This is a genomic window from Thermococcus alcaliphilus, assembly GCF_024054535.1.
In the GTDB taxonomy this organism is placed as follows: domain Archaea; phylum Methanobacteriota_B; class Thermococci; order Thermococcales; family Thermococcaceae; genus Thermococcus_A; species Thermococcus_A alcaliphilus.
Genome location: NZ_JAMXLV010000021.1, coordinates 181,306 through 202,124, shown reverse-complemented (window position 1 = coordinate 202,124; position 20,819 = coordinate 181,306). Strand labels below are relative to the sequence as shown.

At 42.2% G+C, this 20,819-nt stretch carries 18 protein-coding genes and 1 tRNA gene; 6 read left to right on the top strand and 13 right to left on the bottom strand.

Features of this window, described 5'->3' with window-relative positions; all coding sequences use genetic code 11:
- Window positions 1–80: 80 nt before the first annotated feature.
- Window positions 81–824, bottom strand: coding sequence for an FAD-dependent thymidylate synthase (gene thyX, locus NF859_RS07650; protein ID WP_252743701.1), 744 nt, complete (start codon window positions 822–824; stop codon window positions 81–83).
- A gap of 190 nt (window positions 825–1,014) precedes the next feature.
- Here thyX and argF point away from each other — a divergent pair, with 190 nt between their 5' ends.
- Window positions 1,015–1,962, top strand: coding sequence for an ornithine carbamoyltransferase (argF, locus tag NF859_RS07645; RefSeq protein ID WP_252743768.1), 948 nt, complete (start codon window positions 1,015–1,017; stop codon window positions 1,960–1,962).
- 47 nt (window positions 1,963–2,009) lie between these two features.
- Here argF and NF859_RS07640 read toward each other — a convergent pair whose 3' ends face one another.
- The 8 genes from NF859_RS07640 to NF859_RS07605 form a co-directional block, all read right to left on the bottom strand.
- Complete coding sequence (locus NF859_RS07640; RefSeq protein WP_252743700.1) at window positions 2,010–2,699, bottom strand: HAD family hydrolase; 690 nt, start codon at window positions 2,697–2,699, stop codon at window positions 2,010–2,012.
- A 58-nt stretch (window positions 2,700–2,757) separates the two neighbouring features.
- Entirely contained in the window at window positions 2,758–3,306 is a 549-nt protein-coding gene (locus NF859_RS07635; protein WP_252743699.1) for a hypothetical protein, read from the bottom strand.
- A 322-nt stretch (window positions 3,307–3,628) separates the two neighbouring features.
- Window positions 3,629–3,704: transfer RNA gene (locus NF859_RS07630), tRNA-Gln, on the bottom strand.
- A gap of 54 nt (window positions 3,705–3,758) precedes the next feature.
- Window positions 3,759–4,445 carry a hypothetical protein gene (locus tag NF859_RS07625; protein ID WP_252743767.1) on the bottom strand — a complete coding sequence of 229 codons (687 nt, stop codon included), beginning with the start codon at window positions 4,443–4,445 and terminating at the stop codon, window positions 3,759–3,761.
- A gap of 62 nt (window positions 4,446–4,507) precedes the next feature.
- Window positions 4,508–9,748 (bottom strand): DNA-directed DNA polymerase II large subunit, encoded by a 5,241-nt coding sequence (locus NF859_RS07620; RefSeq protein ID WP_252743698.1) that lies wholly within the window; start codon window positions 9,746–9,748, stop codon window positions 4,508–4,510.
- 11 nt (window positions 9,749–9,759) lie between these two features.
- Window positions 9,760–11,763, bottom strand: a complete 2,004-nt coding sequence (locus NF859_RS07615) for a DNA-directed DNA polymerase II small subunit (RefSeq protein ID WP_252743697.1) — start codon at window positions 11,761–11,763, stop codon at window positions 9,760–9,762.
- A complete protein-coding gene (locus NF859_RS07610) occupies window positions 11,756–13,018 on the bottom strand; it encodes an ORC1-type DNA replication protein (protein ID WP_004068992.1) in 1,263 nt (420 codons plus the stop codon). The genes NF859_RS07615 and NF859_RS07610 overlap by 8 nt, the downstream gene beginning before the upstream one ends.
- Before the next feature lie 291 nt (window positions 13,019–13,309).
- Window positions 13,310–14,635 (bottom strand): RuvB-like helicase, encoded by a 1,326-nt coding sequence (locus NF859_RS07605; RefSeq protein ID WP_087037381.1) that lies wholly within the window; start codon window positions 14,633–14,635, stop codon window positions 13,310–13,312.
- A gap of 206 nt (window positions 14,636–14,841) precedes the next feature.
- Between NF859_RS07605 and NF859_RS07600 the strand changes: the two genes are divergently transcribed.
- Genes NF859_RS07600 through NF859_RS07590 form a run of 3 tightly spaced genes read left to right on the top strand, consistent with a single transcriptional unit; the run spans window position 14,842 to window position 16,609 of the window.
- Window positions 14,842–15,150 carry a Gar1/Naf1 family protein gene (locus NF859_RS07600; RefSeq protein ID WP_252743696.1) on the top strand — a complete coding sequence of 103 codons (309 nt, stop codon included), beginning with the start codon at window positions 14,842–14,844 and terminating at the stop codon, window positions 15,148–15,150.
- Between the two features lie 6 nt (window positions 15,151–15,156).
- Window positions 15,157–16,077, top strand: coding sequence for a transcription initiation factor IIB (locus NF859_RS07595; RefSeq protein ID WP_004068985.1), 921 nt, complete (start codon window positions 15,157–15,159; stop codon window positions 16,075–16,077).
- A gap of 16 nt (window positions 16,078–16,093) precedes the next feature.
- Complete coding sequence (locus NF859_RS07590; RefSeq protein ID WP_252743695.1) at window positions 16,094–16,609, top strand: metallophosphoesterase; 516 nt, start codon at window positions 16,094–16,096, stop codon at window positions 16,607–16,609.
- A 27-nt stretch (window positions 16,610–16,636) separates the two neighbouring features.
- Here the strand turns inward: NF859_RS07590 and hpkA are convergent, their stop codons facing one another.
- Window positions 16,637–16,840 carry an archaeal histone HpkA gene (gene hpkA / locus NF859_RS07585; protein WP_004068982.1) on the bottom strand — a complete coding sequence of 68 codons (204 nt, stop codon included), beginning with the start codon at window positions 16,838–16,840 and terminating at the stop codon, window positions 16,637–16,639.
- Window positions 16,841–17,258: 418 nt separating this feature from the next.
- Here hpkA and NF859_RS07580 point away from each other — a divergent pair, with 418 nt between their 5' ends.
- Both NF859_RS07580 and NF859_RS07575 read left to right on the top strand, forming a co-directional pair.
- Window positions 17,259–17,648: a cell division protein SepF gene (locus NF859_RS07580; protein ID WP_252743694.1), complete on the top strand. Its 390-nt coding sequence runs from the start codon at window positions 17,259–17,261 to the stop codon at window positions 17,646–17,648.
- A 55-nt stretch (window positions 17,649–17,703) separates the two neighbouring features.
- Window positions 17,704–18,309, top strand: coding sequence for a ZPR1 zinc finger domain-containing protein (locus NF859_RS07575; protein WP_087037387.1), 606 nt, complete (start codon window positions 17,704–17,706; stop codon window positions 18,307–18,309).
- A 3-nt stretch (window positions 18,310–18,312) separates the two neighbouring features.
- Here the strand turns inward: NF859_RS07575 and NF859_RS07570 are convergent, their stop codons facing one another.
- Genes NF859_RS07570 through hhpR form a run of 3 tightly spaced genes read right to left on the bottom strand, consistent with a single transcriptional unit; the run spans window position 18,313 to window position 20,729 of the window.
- On the bottom strand, window positions 18,313–18,840 hold the full coding sequence (locus tag NF859_RS07570) for an ASCH domain-containing protein (RefSeq protein ID WP_004068975.1): 528 nt from the start codon (window positions 18,838–18,840) through the stop codon (window positions 18,313–18,315).
- A gap of 33 nt (window positions 18,841–18,873) precedes the next feature.
- Entirely contained in the window at window positions 18,874–19,884 is a 1,011-nt protein-coding gene (locus tag NF859_RS07565; protein ID WP_252743693.1) for a homoserine dehydrogenase, read from the bottom strand.
- Entirely contained in the window at window positions 19,881–20,729 is an 849-nt protein-coding gene (gene hhpR, locus NF859_RS07560) for a CBS domain-containing high hydrostatic pressure regulator HhpR (protein ID WP_252743692.1), read from the bottom strand. Before hhpR ends, NF859_RS07565 begins: the two co-directional genes overlap by 4 nt.
- Window positions 20,730–20,819 lie beyond the last annotated feature (90 nt).

Genomic DNA, 20,819 nt, shown 5'->3' with positions numbered 1-20,819 from the left:
GAAAACTACTTAAAAGTTTTGAAACATTCGGTTTTTTGATGCTTAAATTCAAAGAAGTAGTGGAATAAGGATTCCATCGTCTACTGCTCCGACTCATCAAAAAGCCTTTTCCACTTTTCTTTCGTCATCTTCAGGCACCCAGGTGGCATTAGTTCTCTCTCTGGACAGTAGCCTAAGGCTATGCACCTCGGCCCGAGCTTTGCCCATTTTATTATCGGTTTCAGCTCTTCTCTCTTGGCTATCTCCTCGAGCATTTTCCACGCAACTTCTCTTATCTCCCACTGTGCCCTTTCACACGCTCTAAAACCCAGAAAATGCTTAAGCTCCCTTAAGTTCATTGTGACCACGATTTTGGTTCTCACTGCCTGTGGCAAAATGAAGCGAGCATCCTCCTGATGTATTCCCTTGGCATAGGTCTCTTCATAAAGCTCTATCGCCTCTTTCATCAACTTTTTCCACTTTTCATATAGCTCTGGATTCTCTTTAATGCCCTCTGGGATAACAAAAGTTTCTTCAACATCCTGGAGATTTATTTTGATGTAGCGCATTGACTGTTGGGTATAGCTTGCCAGCCTGTGTCTTACGAGCTGGTGACTACAGATTCTTGAGCATCCTTCAATTGCAAAGGTAAAAACAGCATGCTCCAAAATCGACTCATGCCCATAGCCCAAAACCTTCGGCAAATGCTTCTTAACATCTTCCATAGTTGTTCTTTCGAAGGCTTCGCTTTCCCACTCATCCCAATAGCTTATCAACGCAGCCCAAGTCACTGTTTCAAGGGGTTTTGGAGTGTAGTTTACTAGTTTGACCTTTAAGCCTTCCATCACACACACCGGCAATAAAAGGAGAGCTTCCCTTATTAGCCTTGTTGAAAACTTCAGCAAGATATTAGTTTGTGTTGGTTTACATTTATCCATTAGTTTTCAGAAATTTTTTGAAAATTTTCGCCGCCGGATATTTTTTAACGACGAAATAGTTATTAAAGAAAATGCCAAGCTTTAGACGGTGATGCACATGGTAGTGAGTTTAGCCGGAAGAGATATCCTCTGCCTTCAGGATTTTACAAGAGAAGAAATCGAGACAATTCTTAAAACAGCTGAAATGATGAAGATCTGGAACAAAATTGGGAAGCCACACCGCGTTCTTGAGGGCAAGACTTTAGCCATGATTTTCCAAAAGCCCTCCACGAGAACAAGAATAAGCTTTGAGGTTGGAATCTATCAGCTTGGTGGGTATGGGCTATATCTAAACGCCCAAGATTTGCAGTTGAGAAGGGGAGAAACGATAGCGGACACAGCAAGAGTTTTGAGCAGGTATGTTGATGGTATAATGGCTAGAGTTTTTGACCACAAGGACGTTGAGGATTTGGCAAAGTATGCAAGCGTTCCGGTCATAAACGGTTTAAGCGACTTCTCACACCCATGCCAGGCTTTAGCAGACTACATGACCATAAAGGAAAAGAAGGGAAGAATTGAAGGGCTTAAGGTTGTTTACGTCGGCGATGGAAACAACGTCGCACACTCCCTAATGATAGCCGGAACAAAACTAGGTGCAAACGTTGTTGTTGCTACTCCCGAAGGCTACGAACCCGATCCAAAGGTTATAAAGTGGGCAGAGCAGAATGCTGCCGAAAGCGGTGGAAGTTTTGAGCTCCTCCACGATCCGGTTAAAGCTGTTAAAGATGCCGATGTAATCTACACCGACGTCTGGGCTTCAATGGGACAAGAGGCGGAGGCAGAGCAGAGGAGAAAGATCTTCATGCCATTCCAGGTTAACAAAGAGCTCGTCAAGCACGCAAAGAAGGACTACATCTTCATGCACTGCCTCCCAGCTCACAGGGGAGAGGAAGTCACCGACGACGTTATAGACTCACCAAACAGCGTTGTATGGGATCAAGCGGAGAACAGGTTACATGCTCAAAAGGCAGCCATGGCTCTTATAATGGGCGGTATAAAGGTTTGAGCCCTTTTTCTACTTTTCTGTTTTGATAGTATTAAAAATTTGGAAAATCAAATCTGGGAAAGCACTTCCAAAAGGTCTTTTACGCTTTTAACAACAAAGCCTCTCTCGTGGATTCTCTCGACTCTTTCTGCTTCTGGATTTATCCAGCATGCATACATTCCGACTTTTAAGGCTCCCTCAAAGTCTTCAGCCTTCGTGTCACCGATGTGGAGTGCCTCTTCTGGGGAGACGTTAAAATACTTCAGCGGCGCTAAGAACGCCTCCCTCATGGGCTTGTAGGCTTTGATTTCATCAGAATAGAACTGCTTGGTTATGTAATCAGCCAGCCCAAACTTTTCTAGGATGAGCCTCGTATATGCTGAGGGCCAGAACATAACGTTGCCCGTTGTTGTGATTATGTACTTCTTGTGAAGCTCTTTGAGGGTCTCCTTAACTCCTGGGAGGAGTATGCTTTCATCAATGGTTAAAGTAGCCTTTGCAGCCGCCCTCTTCACTATTTCAACATCAACATCCAATGCCTTTGCAAGGAGTTCCTGGCTCTCCTCCAGAGCTTTCTCAGGACTGCCGCTTTGAGATTTTCTAATGTTCTTGATTTCCTCTCTTGTTTCGAGGATTCTCTTCATGACTTCTTCTTCTGAGAGATTAAGCAGCTCTGAAAGGGCCTTTCCAAGGGCCTTGATCATCACAGTAATATCTAAAAGGGTATTCCATACATCAAAGGAGGTTAACCTAACCATTCAATCACCAAAAAAATAATGAAAAATAAAATTTCTTAAGTTTTTTGAGTTCAGAAGCCTAAGGAGAGAAGTAGGTTACATAGTCTTTAAAGACATCTGAGAGACCAATGAGCCATATGCCTGGTTCCAATGTTAGATCAACCTTTTTCTCTTTTGAAACGACATCATTTCCGAAAATACGTATTTTTTCTGTACTAACCTCAATTGACTTGAGTTCCCAGTTAAATACCTTCTCCAGTATTTTAAGTGGGAATGCTTCAAGAAGTGTATCCTCGAGATTGTTTGCCCTCCTTTTTTGCAAACCTAGGAGTATTGAATAAGAACCATTCTTCAGGATAACTTCCATGAAATAGTCTTTTGCCATTTCAAGTGCATATGTGTAAGGTGATATTTTTCCGGCCATTACCAAAACTCTACAAGACTCTCCGTTTAGATGCCTAAAAATCTCTTCCTTTAACTTCATTGACTGAGCTTTTTCAAAATGAGTACTTTTTATGCTAGCTGCCAATTTGGGACCAACAAGAACCATAGAACCCATATCCAAGTAATTAAACGACTTAACCACCTTGAGATCTCCTAGGTTAATTACTTTCCTAATCTCTTTCATAAGACTACTGGGATAGGTATATATGAAAACCTCCTTCGTATCATTAAAAAGAAACGCCTCAATCAAGGTTTCCATACTTAACCAACCTCCTTTATTTTATCACAGTTTTTTGTTAAAAATTTTTCTCTATAATATTTTTGGTATTACTAATGCAAAATTAAAAACATTCTAATAGTAGTTGTTATCAATATTAAAAAACTGGGAATATTGTTGAATATCCTAACCTAGATATTTCCAATACATTGGAAGTTATTCAAATAAACAAGCATTCGGGTTTTGAAGAGTTCAGGAAAAAGAGTTTAAGGTCTGGAGCCCTGGAATTTGGTAGCCCCGCGGGGATTCGAACCCCGGTGGCGGGATCCAAAGTCCCGCATGCTTGGCCGCTACACCACGGGGCTGCGCCCAATCACTACTTTATGGATGCATTTATAAATTTTACTGCAAGAGAAAAGCTAGAAGATAATCTCTTCCTCTCCAATGCCCAATGAGAACCTTGATACTACCTTCTCGAACTCGCTTTCAGCTGTATATACAAATCCGCAGGTGTGGCATTTTAGATAGTTGTCCTCCACACTCAGCTCGGAAAAGCAGACTGGACAGCGGTATTCATTTCTCTCAAGCTCCTCGAATATCTCATTCACCATGACAAGCATCTTTAAGTCGTTTTCCCAGTCCTCGTGCACCATTCCCCAATAGGGGGTTGATATTGGGTAGTAGTCCTCAAGGATTAATGGATTAATGCCCAGACTTCTTATTCCGGGGGGAAGCTTTTGTGCAGGCTCAATTGAAACAACAAACTGGTCATAGAACTCTATGTACTGTGCCCTTACGCTCACACCAGAGGTTATTCTCTTTTTGAGAGGATACACCTGAAGAAACAGCAGGTCGTTTGATGGTTCAAAAAATGCAGAAATTCCTACGTCCTTTCTCTTAAAGAAATACGAGTACTCGTCTTCTCCAATTTCTTCCCCAACGAGGGAAAAACCAAGCTTTTTCAAAGCCCTATCAACAAAAGAAGGCTTTGGAAGAGACTTACGAATAATCAGATGCTCCCCTATCCATCCGGCTAATGCCATCGAATAACCTACATAAAACTGCCTCTGGATTCTAAGGTAAGCCACACTAGGCACTAATTTCATCTTTCTCAAGAGATATTGGCACTTGGAGTATTTATCTTTTTTGTTCGTCTATCCTATGTTGATTAACTACCGAAAAAATCCTCCAAGCTGATGACCTTTTTGGTCTTTTTCTTCTTTGCCTTGGTCTCTTCTTTCTCCTCCTTTTTCCCATGTTTTGCAGATTTCTCTTTTTTACTCTCTTTCTTTTCGGCTTTCTTCAGTTTCCCGTTTTCTTTTAACTCATCGAGATATCCATTCTTCTTTGTGATCTTCCCAGTTCTTTCCGCTATCATTCTCTCACAAATGTCCGCTCCAAGAGCAAGGAGGGTTCGTTGGGTCTCTGGGAATACATTTTGGAAAAGCGCCTTTATGTCCTTCTCCGTTAGGCAGATCCTCTGTCTTGTGTAATCTATAACGTTATAATGAGTAACCAGCATCTTTGCAGTTGGGAGGTATTTCTCAATTGCTCCCTTTGACACTGTGAGCACTATCTTACCCCCACATTTTGGACATTTTCCGCTTAGGGGTGGCCTCCGGTATTTGGTGTTGCATTTCACACACCTAAACTCCTGCCTTGTAAAGCTCCTCAGGTTTCCTCTTAAATCTGGCACTATGTGGGAATTTATTATAGTCTCGGCGACGTGGTGCTCGTTTACCGCTCTAATACGTTCCGCTAGAGCCAACTGCCTGCTAACTTTATCTTCCATATCGCCCAACTGCTTGTAGAGGCTCATTTTTGGACCTAAAGCGATGTCGTCGGTATCGTGGGTGAACTTCAATCCCTCGTACATTTCTGGCTTGCCCAGGCGATCTTCTACCCTTTCAATGACTCCAACGAGCTCTTTTGGAGATTTGAGCTCATAAGTTGCCCTGTAGAACTCTAATGGATAATATCTAGCAACATCCATGTTGTGAACTTCGCTATCAACTTCCCTTGGGTCTAAGCGAGTTGTAACTACCAGCGGAGCGTCCATCTTTCCACCGCGCTTCTCTGGGAGATAATAGCGGGAGAAGTTAAGCAGAGCATCAAGAAGGAGCATAACAGCATCTTCATCGCCATCACATTGGTGTGTTACAATATTTTCATTAATTATCACGTTATGGTATTTTTTAGCGTTGAGAGAGAACACAAAGTCCTCAGTTGGTTTCCGATATTCAATACGCTTAACTTTCACTGCCCACCCATTTTTAAGAAGGTATTTATCATCTTTTGGCTTTTTTGAGGAATACTGCTGGTACGGTAAGTTCTTACGTTTAGTCACGAAGCCAATCTCTTCAAAGAACCTGTGGTAATGTTCACCGGCGATGTTAAGGGCATATACTTTTGAAACTGGAGGCTGGGTACCGCGTTCAATATAATATAGCCTAGCCCGGGTGTTCCCTCTGTTTGCATTTTCGTCAATAGTGTAATACCCTCTTATCTTGAATTTGGATATCAATAAAGTTTCAATGTCCTCAAGGAGAGCCTTGTTCACGCTATAAACTACGACACGGGGCACTGTTTTTAGAGCACTTCCATCACCTTCAAAATAAGCCTTAAGCATCTCTGCCACAGCTTCTTTTGGAAGTGTGAATGCAATAGGTGGAACACGCTTGTTGTGAGCGTTGCTTCCTGCTTTGAGAACCTCAGTAAAGAGGAGGTATAAGACTCTTGAGCTCACGGTAATTTTCTCTTTTCTTTCATATATTCCGAAGCCATCGCCAAAAGCCTCTCTGAGTGCTGTTTTAAGGTCTTCTCTTGCTTCTTTATCAGCAATTGAAAAGCTGAGCTGATAAACACTATCACTTTTTCTCGCGTAACCTTCTGCGAGGTAGTAGCCAATAACTCTCATAAGGGACTTTATTGGTATAGAGCGTTTTATCTTGACCTTATCTCGTTTAAACCCGATGTAACATTCTGGAACATCTTTAAACTTGAGTCCCTTCTCATGGAGTACTTTAATCAACTCAGCCAATGGAATGGAATCACGTCTTATATAGTCCCATTTAGCTTTTGCTCCAATTGAAGAGAGCCAGTTTGCAATCCCACGTACCATTATTTTGTCCCACAAATTCTTGAAATCTTCTGTAGCAAATGCCTCAAGAAGGTCAAAGTATTCAATCTCATTTTCTGGAAGTTCAGTATTTGGTACAATTATCATGTCCCCTTCCTTAACCTCAAATGCTCTCTTTTCTACGAACTTTCCGTTCTCGTATACAAGGACTGGATGATCCACGGTTGTCTCAAAGCTTCTTCCCAGCTCAAGCTCAAAGCGAATCAAGTGATCGGTGGCTGGTGCTTTTATAACATCCTCGATGTCTGTCAGAACCACTTTACCTTCCTTGGGGTCAAAGGAATACACTTTAATGTCGACCTTTGGCTTTCTCTTCACATAGACCATGTTTTCATAATGTTCCTCTTCGAATAATTCATATAGCTCCTTCAGAGTGATTCTCTGCGGAATTCCGTTGATTTGTACCATTATTCTTGTGTTTCCTGGGAAGCAGTTTCTCCTCTTTGCAGCGTGATAATACGGGTGAGCATAGCCTACAAGAGCGTCAACAAACCCAATAATCCTTCCAATAATCCCAGCAGAAGTGTGAGGAGCTAAACCAATCACGAGATGCCCTATCAAATCTTCCATCTTCTCAACGTTGTAGAACCTCGGCAGTCCGTAGAACTTTTCAAGCAAATCATCAACAAACTTAGCAACCCTGACAAGGTATTTTCCAGCCTCTTTTGAAAGGATTACATCTTGAACTTTGAGCTCAACTATTTGTTCATCGCTTACAAGGGGCTTCCCTTCAAAGTCATGGGTATAGCCGAGCTCCCTCAGTTTTTCAACGCTTACACCTATTTCCTTGGGTTTGAAGTGAGTTATCGGAGCATCTGTGGCGTCGAATCTTATTGTACCATCTTTAAAGACGTAGACGTCGTTTCTTGCCCTTAGTATTCCCTTTTCAAGGGGTTCTGCTATCTTATGGGCGGAGCTCATACCCATTACGCCTTTGAGCCTGTCAAGGGTGTAAACTCCGACATTTTGCATAGCGTTGTTTAATAGTTCTGAGGGATTTATTCTTCTCTTGCGGTAGGCTTTCATTTCTATACCACATTTTGGGCATTCTGTGTCGATTGTTGATTCAAAGCCGCATTTGGGACAGTGGTAGAGTAGTTTAGCCTCGCTTCCGCATTTGGGACATGTGGGGTAGATATCTACATGACCACAGCTGGTGCATTTGAAGTGCGCTATCTCGACTTCCGCCGTTTTTCCTTCTTGGGCAGCTTTGTAAATATCTCTCGAACTTCCTCCCGCTAATCCTATCGGGAAAAGAACATGGACAGGGGGCTTCATTTTTCTTTCTTTCGCCTTTTCTGGTCTTCCCATTCTTGCCCCTATCCAGCTGATTCCCCTATCCCTAAGCTTAACGTCACTTATCTCGTTTATCAGGTCTATGGGAGTGTGGAATTCTTTGAATTCAATTTTCTTCTCTAAATTTGCCAAAGGAGTTAGTAGCGCGGCGGACCATGGGTAATCAATTATAACAAAGCCTTCAGAGACTTTATGCTCGACCCCAAGAAGCTCCAGATATCTTTTAGCTTTTCCGAGAGACTGGAGGGGAATTTCAACTTTCTTTGCGTATTTGAACCCTCTATACTCTTCCCACTCTATGTTGGCATTTACAAGGGCGTTTTGGAGAGAGATAAGCTCCTCAACCTCCAAGGTATTCCAGTAGAGGGTGTAGTATGGGTGGAGGGGTATCTTGAGAATGCGCGAGAGGTGTATAGCATCTTCAATTGAAGGCTTTACCTTTACCGGATCGTGAAGAAGCTTTGCAAGGAATTTTGGGTCTAAGTCGAGGTAATCTGCAGCTTCCTCTACAATTTCCCGCTCGTTTTCTTGGAAGGGCTTGAGGTCAAGCTCATAAACTTTGTTTACTGCCTCCACAAACTCCTGAATCCACCACTCCTCCACATAGTTGGCAGGTAAAAGTGTTTGATTGTTCTCCACAAAGTCTCCAAATGCTATAAGGGCATCTCCGAGATATAGAATCTCCTCGACTTGGTCTTTCAGCTCAAGGGCTTTGTAGTAGTCATCAACCCTCACAACACTTCCGTCTTTTAACTTTACAATAGGGCCTTCAATAGTGCTTGCTGGAGTTACAATTGCACCTTTTCCTGGCCTTTCGGTCTTCATTTGGGTTCCTACAGCCAAGAATTCATCGACCATTATCATAACCGCTGGGTTTATGCTCCACGTTGCAAATCCACTAACTCTGCTCCTTCCATAGCGAAGCCTGAAGCCACCATTTCTTGAAGGCTCAGCAAAGAGAGGCCTTCCACCTATTATCTCTTTTGTATACTTTGGATTTGGGGCTATATTTGCTCTGAACTTCTCATAAAGCTCGTAGTAGAAGCCTTTCTCAACTTTTACTGTGGTCTTTTCTTCTGTTTTCTCTTCTTTTTCTTCTTTTCCTTTCTCTTCTTCTTTGCCGCCTTTTTCCTTTGCCTCAACGAACTCCTTTAGCCATTCCCATCCCTCAATGCCCATTTTGTCTATATACTTTACAAGCTTCTTTGCCTTTTGAAGAACTCCTTCTGCCAAAACTAGGATCGCTCCTCCCCTCAGATGGTTTGTTTCAACTCCCGGAACGTTTCTGTGGCTTACCTCCACGTCATCGGTTGCTTCTCCAGTTATCTCTATCGGGATGTTTCTAACAGCTAAACGAACCTCATCTGGTGAGGGATGATATTGCAGCCTTGTAACAGCCCTATGGTAGAGGTCTACCTCTTCAACATATCTCTCCACGTGCTCTTCAGTTGGCTTAAACCTATCAAGGCCAAGCTTCCTTCTCACGTAATCTCCAACAAGAACACTCAAAGCCTGTGCCGTTCCTCCGCTACTTCTAATTGGTCCAGCATAATAAATTGCGAGGTAATTAGTTCCGTCTGAATTTTTCTTTATTTTAACATCGGCTATTCCTTCGAGCGGAGCGGAGACAATACCTTCAGTTAGAATTGCCAAGGCGGTTCTTACAGATTGATCGGCAAGCTTCTCTTTGCTCTCAAACTTTCCGAATTTTCCCTCTATTATTTCATCAACAACTTTGAGGGCGGCCAGTTCTTTTCCATATTCCTTTACGAGCTCTCTTATTCTCTCAGCAACTCCCCTTGGACCCACAAGACTCTCAACTCTTCCCGCCATATCGGTTGCTTGGGGAACTTCGATGTCTCTCACGGGGTCTTTTCCTTGAGCTCTAGCTTGTTTGGCTATTTCATAAGCCTTGTCAATCTCCCTTTGGAGGGATTCGAAGTATTTTTTCATATCCTCGCTGTAAAGTTCCATATTATTTCACCTCAGACGTCACACCACTTACTAAAGTCAACTATCATTCTTAGCCTGGCGGTCTCCACATCTATGATTGGGACTCTAGCGGGAGTTGGGACGATATTGACCATCTTCTGAAACTCCGTTTGAGCTTGCCAAGTTGCCGAGTTTATCAAGAAAACTCCCCTGTATATCTGGTAGTCCAAAACGTGGACATGACCCATCTGAACTAAATCTGGGACACTCTCTATGACAAGCAAATCCTCTGGATCTGGGGCGATGGGCACTTTTCCTCCAAAAGTTGGGGCCAAGTGCCTTAATTTCAAGAGCTGCACCATGGGCTTCACGGGCTGGTGGTGGCTCATATTTGGAACATAACTAACAACGTCCTCTATTCCTCTTCCGTGAACAATGAGAAACTCTCTTCCGTGTAAATCTATAACGGCAGGGTTGCTTATTATGACAGCGTTCTTAAGATCATAGAGGGGTTTTGCGTATTCTCTATAAAATTCTGGTTGTGGCAGAGCAGTTCTTGCAGCATCGTGGTTTCCTGGGCCTATGAACATGGTTATATGCTCGGGGACGTTGGAGAGCAAATTGGCAAGAGCCTCGTATTGATCAAAAATATCTGGTATGCTTAGTTCGTTGTACTGGCCAGGATATATGCCAATTCCATCAACTACATCGCCGGCTATTATCATGTATTTTATCCTGCTAACTATCTCCTCTTCAGTCTTTGTGTTTACATTGCCGTTTAGCCACTCCAAAAACTTCATGAATGCCTTTTCACAGAACTTGTTGCTCCCTACGTGTATGTCACTTATCAGAACAGCATACACCTTTTCTTCGAGAGGCGGTTTCTCCTTTTTGTACAGCGGGACGTCTGGAAGGTAGATGTTTTCCGCAAAAAATATCCCTCTTTTTGAGTACCTCCCCTTGAACGCCACTACACTGTCGGGCATTATTTCAAAGGCTTTTTTGTAGTCCTCTTTGTCTCTCCCTATGAAGACTTTTATTATCCCGGTTAAGTCCTCAACCTCAAACATGTATCCGTTTCTTGTCTCTCTTTTTGAGTTTACGAGCCCTATGATTGTCACATCTCCCTCAGGGTTTATGTAGCTAAGTTTTCCTATATCAATAACACCAGAAACTTCGGGATTTTCACGAAGTATTCTTCTCATCTTTTTCAGCCTGCTTTTGAAGTAGTTCTCATAAACCTTAACAATGACCTCTCCTTCCTTAGTTGTTCCGTTTTTAGCCTTTGGTGGCTTGAGCTTAACGTTTCTCACATCAAATTTAACCTTAAAGTCTGCTTCTATATCTTTGGCAATGAATTCAAATCCCTCTCTCGGAGAAACCTTAAAATCGGCATAAACAGAATAAGTTTTCTTTTCTTCTTCAGGTAACTCTTCTTCAGCTACGAGTGGAACACCATACTCATCGAAAATAACCTTTCTTTTAACCTCTCCATTTTCTCCATTCTCTTCTCCATTGGTCTCAAAAGATTCTTCTGTCTCTTCTTCCCCTGCAAATTCTTCTACAGCTTCTTTATCCTCTTCGAGTGTTTCCACTTCTTCCACAAGTTCGCTTACGGCTTCTTCACTCGTCTCCTCTATTTCCCCCATTGAGGGTTCTTCGGCAATTTCAGAGGTTAAATGCTCTTGGCTTTCTGGAATTTCGAGCTTCTCAGCTTCTTCAACCACTTCACTTACAGCTTCACTTACAAAAGCTGGAGCTTCTTCAGCTTCCGAGATTTCTAGCGTTTGTCCTTTTTCAAATTCTTCTGGGCTTTGTTCTTCAGGTTTTTTACCTGTCATGAACTTCTCTAGGTGTTTTGGTTTTGTTATAATTCCCTTAGCTTCCAAAAACTCCTCTGCAATGATCTCATCTATTATGAAGGTCCCTTTTGCCTTTGCAAATTTTATGAGCTCTGGGAGGGTAAAATCTTTGTTGTAGTGTTCAGACAAAAGAAAATATGCGGGGGGAGTTATTAGATAGTTGTTTGACATCAAGCCCCTCACGAGTTCATCCATAGAACAACCTCCTCTGCTTAAGCATGCTTACTGATATTAATGGCCTCAATGTCTCTTCAAAGCGGTAGATGTTTTTAACTTTATAGGGTGTTATGTTGAGCCTTATCTCTTTTGTTCTTCCGTATCTGCCCTTGCTGACGACCTTAGCATTGATGATGCCGAGCATATCCAGCTCGTTTATCAAATCGCTTATTCTCCTTTGGGTTAGAGGTTCAAGGTCGAGGTAATCACAGAGATCTTTATAGACGGAGTAGACATCACCCGTATTTGCCGGTAACTCCCCGTTTTCGTCGAGGAGGACTATTGCATAAAGCAGAATCTTTGAATGTAAGGGAAGTGTTTTAATTACCTCCTCCATGGTGTCCTGCTCTATCTTTTCTTGGGCCTTCCATACGTGCTTTTCAGTAACTTTTGGTGCCATTTCTCTCTCAGCTATTTCCCCACTCACTCTCAGCAGATCAAGAGCCCTTCTTGCATCTCCATGTTCCCTCGCTGCCAAAGCAGCACAGAGAGGAACGACTGCCTCATCCAAAACACCGTCATAAAAAGCTTCTTGAGCTCTCTGCATAAGTATATCCCTTAGTTGATTAGCATCATACGGCGGAAAAACTACTTCCTCTTCGCTTAAACTTGAGAGAACTCTTGGATCGAGGTACTCCTTGAACCTCAGGTCGTTTGAGATACCTATTATGCTCACCTTTGCTTTTTTAAGCTCCGTGTTTATTCTTGTTAGAGAGTACAGAATGTCATCGCCGCTCTTCTTGACAAGCTTGTCTATCTCATCTAAGACTATTATCACAAAGCGCTCTCTCATGTCCAGCACTTTTTTTAACTGCGCATAGACCTCATCAGTGGGCCATCCTACAAGAGGAACCTCTACACCACTTTCTTCCTTGAAATGGTTAACTATGTTCGCTAGAACCCTATACTGGGTATCAACAATCTCACAGTTGAGATAAATAACATCTACTGGAACATTGTACTTTTGAGATATCCTCATCAAATCCTCAGTTACGTACCTAACGGTGACCGTTTTTCCAGTTCCGGTCTTCCCATACACAAAGATGTTTGAAGGTGTCTCCCCCCTTAAGACGGGAACCAATATGTGAACGAGAGTTTCTATCTGTTCTCTTCTGTGTGGAAGTTCTCGGGGGGTATAGCTGTGTCTCAAAACATCCTTGTTTTTGAAGATTCGCTGTGTATGGAGATATTTTTCAAAAAGTGATCTTAGGTTGGTCTGTCCTTCCTGTAACATTCCTCGTCCCTCCATTGGAAATCTATCCAATTCTTGACAATTTGACCAATTTTTTGGTTTTTGTTAGTTATTATAGCACAAAGTTGTGCTCATTTTTTGCATTCTTCATTTTAATTCAGTATAATTTTAACACCTTTTAAAAGGTTTCCACTGGAAGCAGATGATCCAGAGGAAGGCATTTCATAGGTTGTAATCAGGGGTATATATGCTTTGTTGAGCAAATTTATGACTAAAATTCGCGGGGTCTTTAAAAGCATTTAGACTTAAAATAAGTTTATAAATAAAAAAAGCTTAGCGGAGCATTCCTTCAAGATTTTGGACGTATTCTGTGCTTCTCTTTATATCGGCGAAATATTGTCTTGCTTTCTCAATGTGATCTTTTTCCACCTTCTTACCACCAGCCAAGATGCTTGCAGGGGCTAAAAGCTGAACTGCATATCTTAAACTTGTCTTTTCTCCGAGTTCTGCCAGATACTCCAGAGCTTCCTCTGAAATTTCTATGCCTTCTTCTCTGGCTCTTATCTTTACGATTTCCTTGACTTCTTCCTTCTTGTAGGGTTCGGTGTTGATTATCAGCAGTCTGTCGAGCATATCTATTGGTATTCCATGGGGTGACTCCAAGTCAGTTCCCCTTATCTTTGTGATGCCCCTGTTGGTTGCTAGGATTAGGATGGGTGCCAGCTCATTTTCCATGGCTCTAGCTAAGAAGGAAAATGCCTCTATGTCGAGCATGTGGCATTCGTCTATGAAGAGAACTCCTGGCACGAGAATTGCCTTTCCTTCCTCTATCCACTGTTTCACGGTTTCATCAACTTTTTCTCTTATCTCGTCTGTAATCTCAAGACCTCCTCCGAAGAAGAGGCTGAATATCCCGCCAGCACGACTGTTTACGAGGTCTAAATCGTGGAGAGTTACTGTATATGTGAATTCCTTAATCTTGAGCACAGGTCCGCTCGGCATTTCAGTCTTTTTCTTAAAGAACAGCCCTTCTTCTTCCTTTGTCGTCCCGAGTTTTGAAATCCTACCAGTTTCGGCATCTATTTGAATGACATCTCCCTCTTCTACTCCCATCTCTAAAAGTTGGTATGCTATCTCTCTCCCAGCCCTGATTGTCTTTTCATCGTCTTTGGTTTTTAGGGTAATCACAACAGACTCGGGGATTTCCACATAAGGGTTGAAGGGATGTTTTGTCTTATTGATCTGTATTCTCTCTATCTTTCCTTCGTAAACTTTTCTCTCCTCGCTTATTCTAACTCCAATTGCCCTTCTCAAAGCCTGCTTTAGGAATTCGGTCTTTTTAATCTCAGCGGAGTATATCTCGCTTCCAGAGATTTGAACAAAAGGCACATCCTCTCCAAGTTCCCTCGCGATGCCCATTGCAATTGCAGTTTTTCCACTTCCTGTTGGCCCTGCAAGGAGGATTCCTTTACCTGCTAATTTTCCTTTCTTAATGAGTTTAACGGCAATTCCTGCTGCTTCCCTTGCCCTTGTTTGCCCTACCATTCCGTCTGCAATGAACTTGGCTTTACCGTTTTCATCTAATCCAAGCCCTTTTATGTGAGAATGGCTGCCGATTCTTTCAAATCTGTGGGTTGCAACTTCTTCAATAAGAGGCATCTCCCCCTCACCCCCAAATTCTTTAGAAACCGTTTGTAGTTAAAACAGTCAAGAATTTAAAAGGTTAACGTTGCGAAAATTCCAGTGGAAAAATACCTCATGCTTAAAAACTTTTCTACAAAATCTTACTATTTCCCGTGGTGTTGCGAAAAGTTTAAAAAGGTTAAAAGAAATATATTTAAAAGGTTTTCGATTGGGGTGGGGCTATGAAGCGTTTAGGCAAGGTTTCTCATTACGCCAAACAGGGTTTCTTGATACTCCGTTCAACATTTGCACCTGCACTAAATGATCCTGTAGTAGATAAGAATCTTCAGCTTATTGGTACTGTTAAAGATGTTTTTGGTCCAGTTAATTATCCCTATGTTGCCGTAAAGCCGCGTGTTAAAGACCCTCAGAAATATGTTGGGGAAGTTTTATACGTTGATGAGCGCAGAAAAAAAGCTCCTTCTAAAGCTGGTAAAAAGCATAAGGGAAAGGTCAAGAAAAAGCGCCCTGCCCCCCAGAAGAGGGGGTGAGAGCTTTTGACTCAACTTGGAGGTATTAAAAGGTGTCCTATTTGTGGTTCGGAAAGCTTGATTTATGACCCAAGTAGGGCTGAGATTGTTTGTTCCAACTGCGGATATGTTTTAGCTGAAGAGATTATGGATTTGGGGCCAGAGTGGAGGGCTTTCGAGCCTGGACAAAGGGAGAAGCGTTCTAGAGTAGGGGCACCAGAGACTGTAATGCTTCATGATAAGGGGCTCTCTACAGATATAGATTGGAGAAACAAAGATATTCACGGGAGCGATATCTCAGGGAGCATTAGAACAAAGATATACCGCCTTAGAATGTGGCAGAGAAGGATGAGAATAAGCGATGCTATAGACAGAAATCTTGCGTTCGCTTTGAGCGAGCTTGATAGAATGGGTTCCCAGCTGGGACTCCCTAGGAACATAAGAGAAATTGCGGCGGTTTTGTACAGAAAGGCCGTCATTAACAAGCTAGTTAGAGGAAGATCCATAGAGGGAATGGTTTCCGCTTGTCTTTACGCAGCGTGTAGGATTGCAAATGCACCGAGAACCCTGGACGAGATAGAGGATGTGTCAAAAGTTGACAAAAAGGAGATTGGGAGAAGTTATAGGTATCTGGCTAGAGAGCTCAATCTTCGACTAAAACCAACCAGCCCTATTGATTACGTTATAAGGTTTGGAGATCAGCTCGGGATAAGTGAAAAGACAAAAAGAAGGGCGGTAAAGATACTAAATCAGGCAATTGAAAAAGGACTCACAAGCGGAAAAGGTCCGACAGGAATAGCTGCAGCTGCTATTTACATAGCGAGCCTTCTTGAAGGGGAAAAAATGACCCAAAGAGAAGTGGCTGAGGTTGCGAGAGTTACAGAAGTTACGGTAAGGAACAGGTATAAAGAACTTGTGGACAAACTTAATATACGCATCCCCACTTAAACAAGTGGGGGAAGAAATGAAAATAGGAATACTTAGCGATACTCACTACCCCGACAAAACTTCCTATCTTCCCGATTTAATTTTTGATGTTTTTAGGGAAGAAGGGGTGGAGCTAATAATCCACGCTGGGGATTTGACATCCCCTGAGCTTTTTGATATTTTTAGAGAAATAGCGCCAGTAGTTATCGTTAGGGGAAACTTAGACAAGCCAATTTTTCCAGAGGAGAAGGTTTTAGAAATCGAAGATCTGAAAGTGGGCATCATCCACGGCCATCAATTTCTCAGCTTGGATGAGCAAAGTCTCAAATACAAAGCCCTCGAAATAGGTGTTGATCTGCTAATTTTTGGTCATACACACAGGTTCTTCTACAAAAGCTATGAGTATATGGGTAAAAAAGTGCATCTCCTTAATCCCGGCTCCCCAACGGTTCCAAGAATGAGTGATCCAACGTTTCTCGTTGGCAAGATAACGGGTGAACGTTTCAAATTTGATATCTACAAGCCGTGGGAAACAGAGTGGAAATACCCATAATAGAAAAGACAAAAAAGGGAAAGGCTTTCAAGCCTTAATTGCAAGCTTAATGTCCTCGGCTTTGACTGTCTTTCTGCCGGCGTGTCTAGCGAATTCAACAGCCTTCTTTCCGAGCTCGACTGCGTATTCTTCGAGGTACTCGGCGAGTATCTTGGCGGCCTCTTCACTAACTCTCTCGGCACCAGCCTTTCTAATCAATCTGTCAATTGGGGCAATTGGCAACTCAGCCATTCACAACACCTCCTTGGGAAATTCTTCATTCTTATTTTTTGAATTAAAGATATATAAACCTTTCGATAAAAGCGGCTATTTTCACCCTTTTCATCCCTCATTTTCTTATAAATAAATAGGAACTATTTAAGGAAGAGGTGACATACCCCATCTCTGGAAAATGTTTTCCTATATAGACAATCAGCGAAATTTAAGGTCTTACCCAGGTAGGGAAAGTTGTGCATAAGAGCACTCACAAAGATTTTTTGCTCACCTATTGGAAGACCTAATTTATTTTAATTTCTCGATTGACAAAAGACGTACCTTCACTTTTTGATACACCATCTCTTTGCCACTTATTAATTAGCTCATCCATAAGAAATATAAAGACCTAGTACCAAAAAATAACTTAGTCAAGAATGTTTTTGGGGTGAAAAGTATGGGACTGTTTGACAAGATTATCAAAAAAGAAGAAACAAAGAAGGAACTTGGAACGGGAAGAAAGAGAGATGTCAGACATGAAATTGATGTCGTCCCTCTAGAAGAGGATGTTATAGCGAAAACGATTGTTGAGCCGGAGATTAGATATGTCAAGAAGATTGTTGTTACCAGTTACAGCGATTTGGAAAAGATTTCTGAAGAAATACAGGCAGGTAACATTATTATCGCCGATTTAACACCGTTGGAATCAAAACCTGAAGTGCTTGCAAAGGTTGTTGAGCAGATAAAGGGGATTACCCAAGCCCTTGGTGGAGAGACGGCAAAAATAGCAAAGCATGAGATTAAGATTCTCATTACTCCTTCAGACATTAAAATATACAAAGGTTGAAAGACTTCTTTAACCTTTATAAATCCTCTATTCTTTTTAGTCCTGGTGAGTTGAAATGAGCGAAATACATGAGGTTAGGCTTGGCGACTGCCCAATATGTGGGGGAAAGAACACTCTGAAGGCTCTTAATCACATTCATGAAATTCCATATTTTGGTAAGGTGATGGAGTCCACGATAATATGCGAGAAGTGTGGGTATCGAAATGCCGATGTAATGATACTCGAAGAGAAAGAGCCCAAACTTTACAGTATCAAGGTAGAAGAAGAAAAAGATCTCTTTACAAGGGTTGTAAGGAGCAAAAGTGGGACTATTGAGCTTGAAGAGATCGGGGTTAAAATAGAGCCTGGGCCAGCGAGTCAGGGGTTTGTAACGAATATAGAAGGTGTCCTCGAGAGGACTAGGGAAACCCTGTTAATGGCCAGGAACTTTAAGACCCAGGAAAATGACGAGGAAAGTGTAAAAAAGATTGATGAACTCCTCTCATATATTGAGGAAGTGAAAGAGGGCAAAAAACCCCTAACAGTAAAAATCATGGATCCCTTTGGGAACAGTGCATTAATAGGGGAGAAAGTCAAGAGCAGACTTCTCACAAAAGAAGAAATCAAAAAACTCAGCACAGGGCCTTACGTAGTATATTACCCTGAAGAAGAAACCGAATGAAGGCTAGATAAAGTGAACTTCTCTCGCGGTGAGGTCTTCGAGAAGAGTTTTAACCCATGGCTTCCTTGTCCTGCTTGAAAGGTGGATTATTCCCTCTACGTGAATGCCATAAAGCTCCTTCATTTTTTCTCTTGTGAGGGGTTCTCTAAAAAGAAACGGCTTTTCTATGGTGAAGGCATAGCCGTATTCTTTTATATACTGTTTAAGCCATTTTTTGCCCTCTTCTTCGCCATAAACAAAACTAAGCCCACTGGTATCCTTCGTTAACTCCCACAGTGTTTCAAAATCGGCTTTAATAACTTCCCCGACTTCAAACCCTCCAACAATGCTCCCTCTTTTGGTTAAAACCTGTTCCTCAGTAAGGCCGAGTTTTCCCAGAGTTCTTCTTAAGACGCTTAGGTCTCCTCTTGCGATATAGAGAAAAACAGTATCCCCTTCCCTAAAAACAGGGGCTTTCCTTATTTCATGATACTTAAGCCCCCTGAATATCAGCTCTCCATAAACCTGATGGAGGGCTATTACATGCTTCACACTCTCACCGAGTCAAAAAAATCCAGAAGGGAGTTATAAATATTTGGTTCTTAAGGATGCTCTTATTATGTCGCTCACAACTCCAGAGGCAGTCTCTTTTATCCCTGCCCCGGCTCCCCTAATAACTAACTCCCCTAATAAATCGCTCTCTATCAAAGCAACGTTTGAAGTACCTTTAACGGCTAGGGGACTGTTCATGGGTAATCTTCTGGGCTTTATCTCCACTTTCCCATCTTCCACAAGGGCAACAAGCCTTGTAACAGATCCTTTTTTGAAGTTATCCCTGATTTTCTCCTCCGATATTCCCTCTATACCTTCTATGTAAGCTTTTTTGAAATCAAAGGGGTAAAAGGCTATGTTGTGCAGAATGACCCCCTTATAACCTGCATCAATTCCTTTGAGATCATTTGATGGATCTCTTTCTGCTATTCCAAGCTTTTGGGCTTTTTTAAGGGCTTCTTCAAAGCTCATGCCTTCTTCTACTGCATTTAGGATAAACGTTGTTGTGCCGTTGAGCACTCCCCAAATCCTTTCTATAGAATCAGCGAGTAGAGCCCTCCTAAGGAGGTGTATTATAGGCGTCCCTGCCATTACTGTAGCCTCAAAAAGGTAAGGCACATCTTTTTCAGACGAGACCTTGAGGAGTTCTCTATAACTAAAAACCACAGGTGGTTTGTTTGAGGTTACAACGGACTTTCCATTCTTTAAAGCCTTCAAATGCCATTTTGCCGCGTTTTTGTCGTTGGTAACGTCAACCACCACATCGCTGTCGATTTCTTCAACAACCTCAGAAGCTCCCAACTCATAAACCTCATACTCATTTCCCCAGAATTTAAGCGAACCAAAACTTTCCTTAGTTTCCAAAGCCTCTTTTAGGTCTATCCCGTTGGGATCCCATATTGTGGCGGTAGAATCGGTAATGCTCACTACCTTGATCTCAAGACCGTATTTCTCTTTGAAATACTGATGCTTGTTGAAAAGTACCTCAGCAACCCCTTTTCCCACGTTTCCAAAACCAATAAGAGAAAGGGAAATTTCCTTCATGCCTTTTTCACTATTACCCTTATGAGGTCAATGTCTCTAATCAACCCTATTATTTCTCCTTCCCCTTTGACAACGGGTAGCTGCTCTATGTGTTCCCTTGTCATTATGTTTGCCACTTCATAAACACTCATATGTGGGGTTGCAAGTTTTAGTTCGGTTGTCATAATTTCTTCTACTGGCTTTTTGGGAAGCTGAAGTTCTGCCTTCTCAAAGAGAAGCACGGGGTGGCTCTCCAATATCCACTCCTCCTCGCTGGAAGCTGCTAACTCCGCACTCTTCATGACTCTCACAATCTCGCTGTCTTTGAGGAGATCTGTCTCGTCGATGATGCCTATAAGGTTCCCCTCATCATCTATTACGGGCAAAGCCATGGAGTTTGAAAGCAGCAGTGCCTTTAATGCCGCCTTTAAGGGCGTTCCCCTCCAGACAACGCTCACATATCTTTGGTAATAGGGCTCAATTTCTATCTCCTTCATTTTTTCGTTCTTGGAGAGATACCTTCTTATTATATCTCCCACCGTTAGAATACCCACAACCCGGTTTTGATCATCCACCACAACAACACGCCTGTAGTCGTATTCAAGCATCAGCTTAACAGCTTTCCTCAAAGTGTCATTGGGATGTACGGTAGGAACATCTCTCTTAACGAGCATTGCGAGTTGATCCTCATCAGGGTGCAAAAGAACACTTTTTATGCTAACTATACCAACAAGCTCCTTTGTACCTTTTTTAACTACCGGAAAAGACCTAACTCTATGTTTTTTGAAAAGATCGAGTGCGTAATTCCTCGTTGCCGGAAGTTCAATTACCACTGGGTCTGGAGTCATGAGGCTTTTAACTTTCATTTTTCATCACCGCTTTTATGTAGGAAGCCTTTTCACTATTTAAGTTTTTCACTTGAAGAAGTGTATTTAAACTTTGCACCTCTGAAGGCG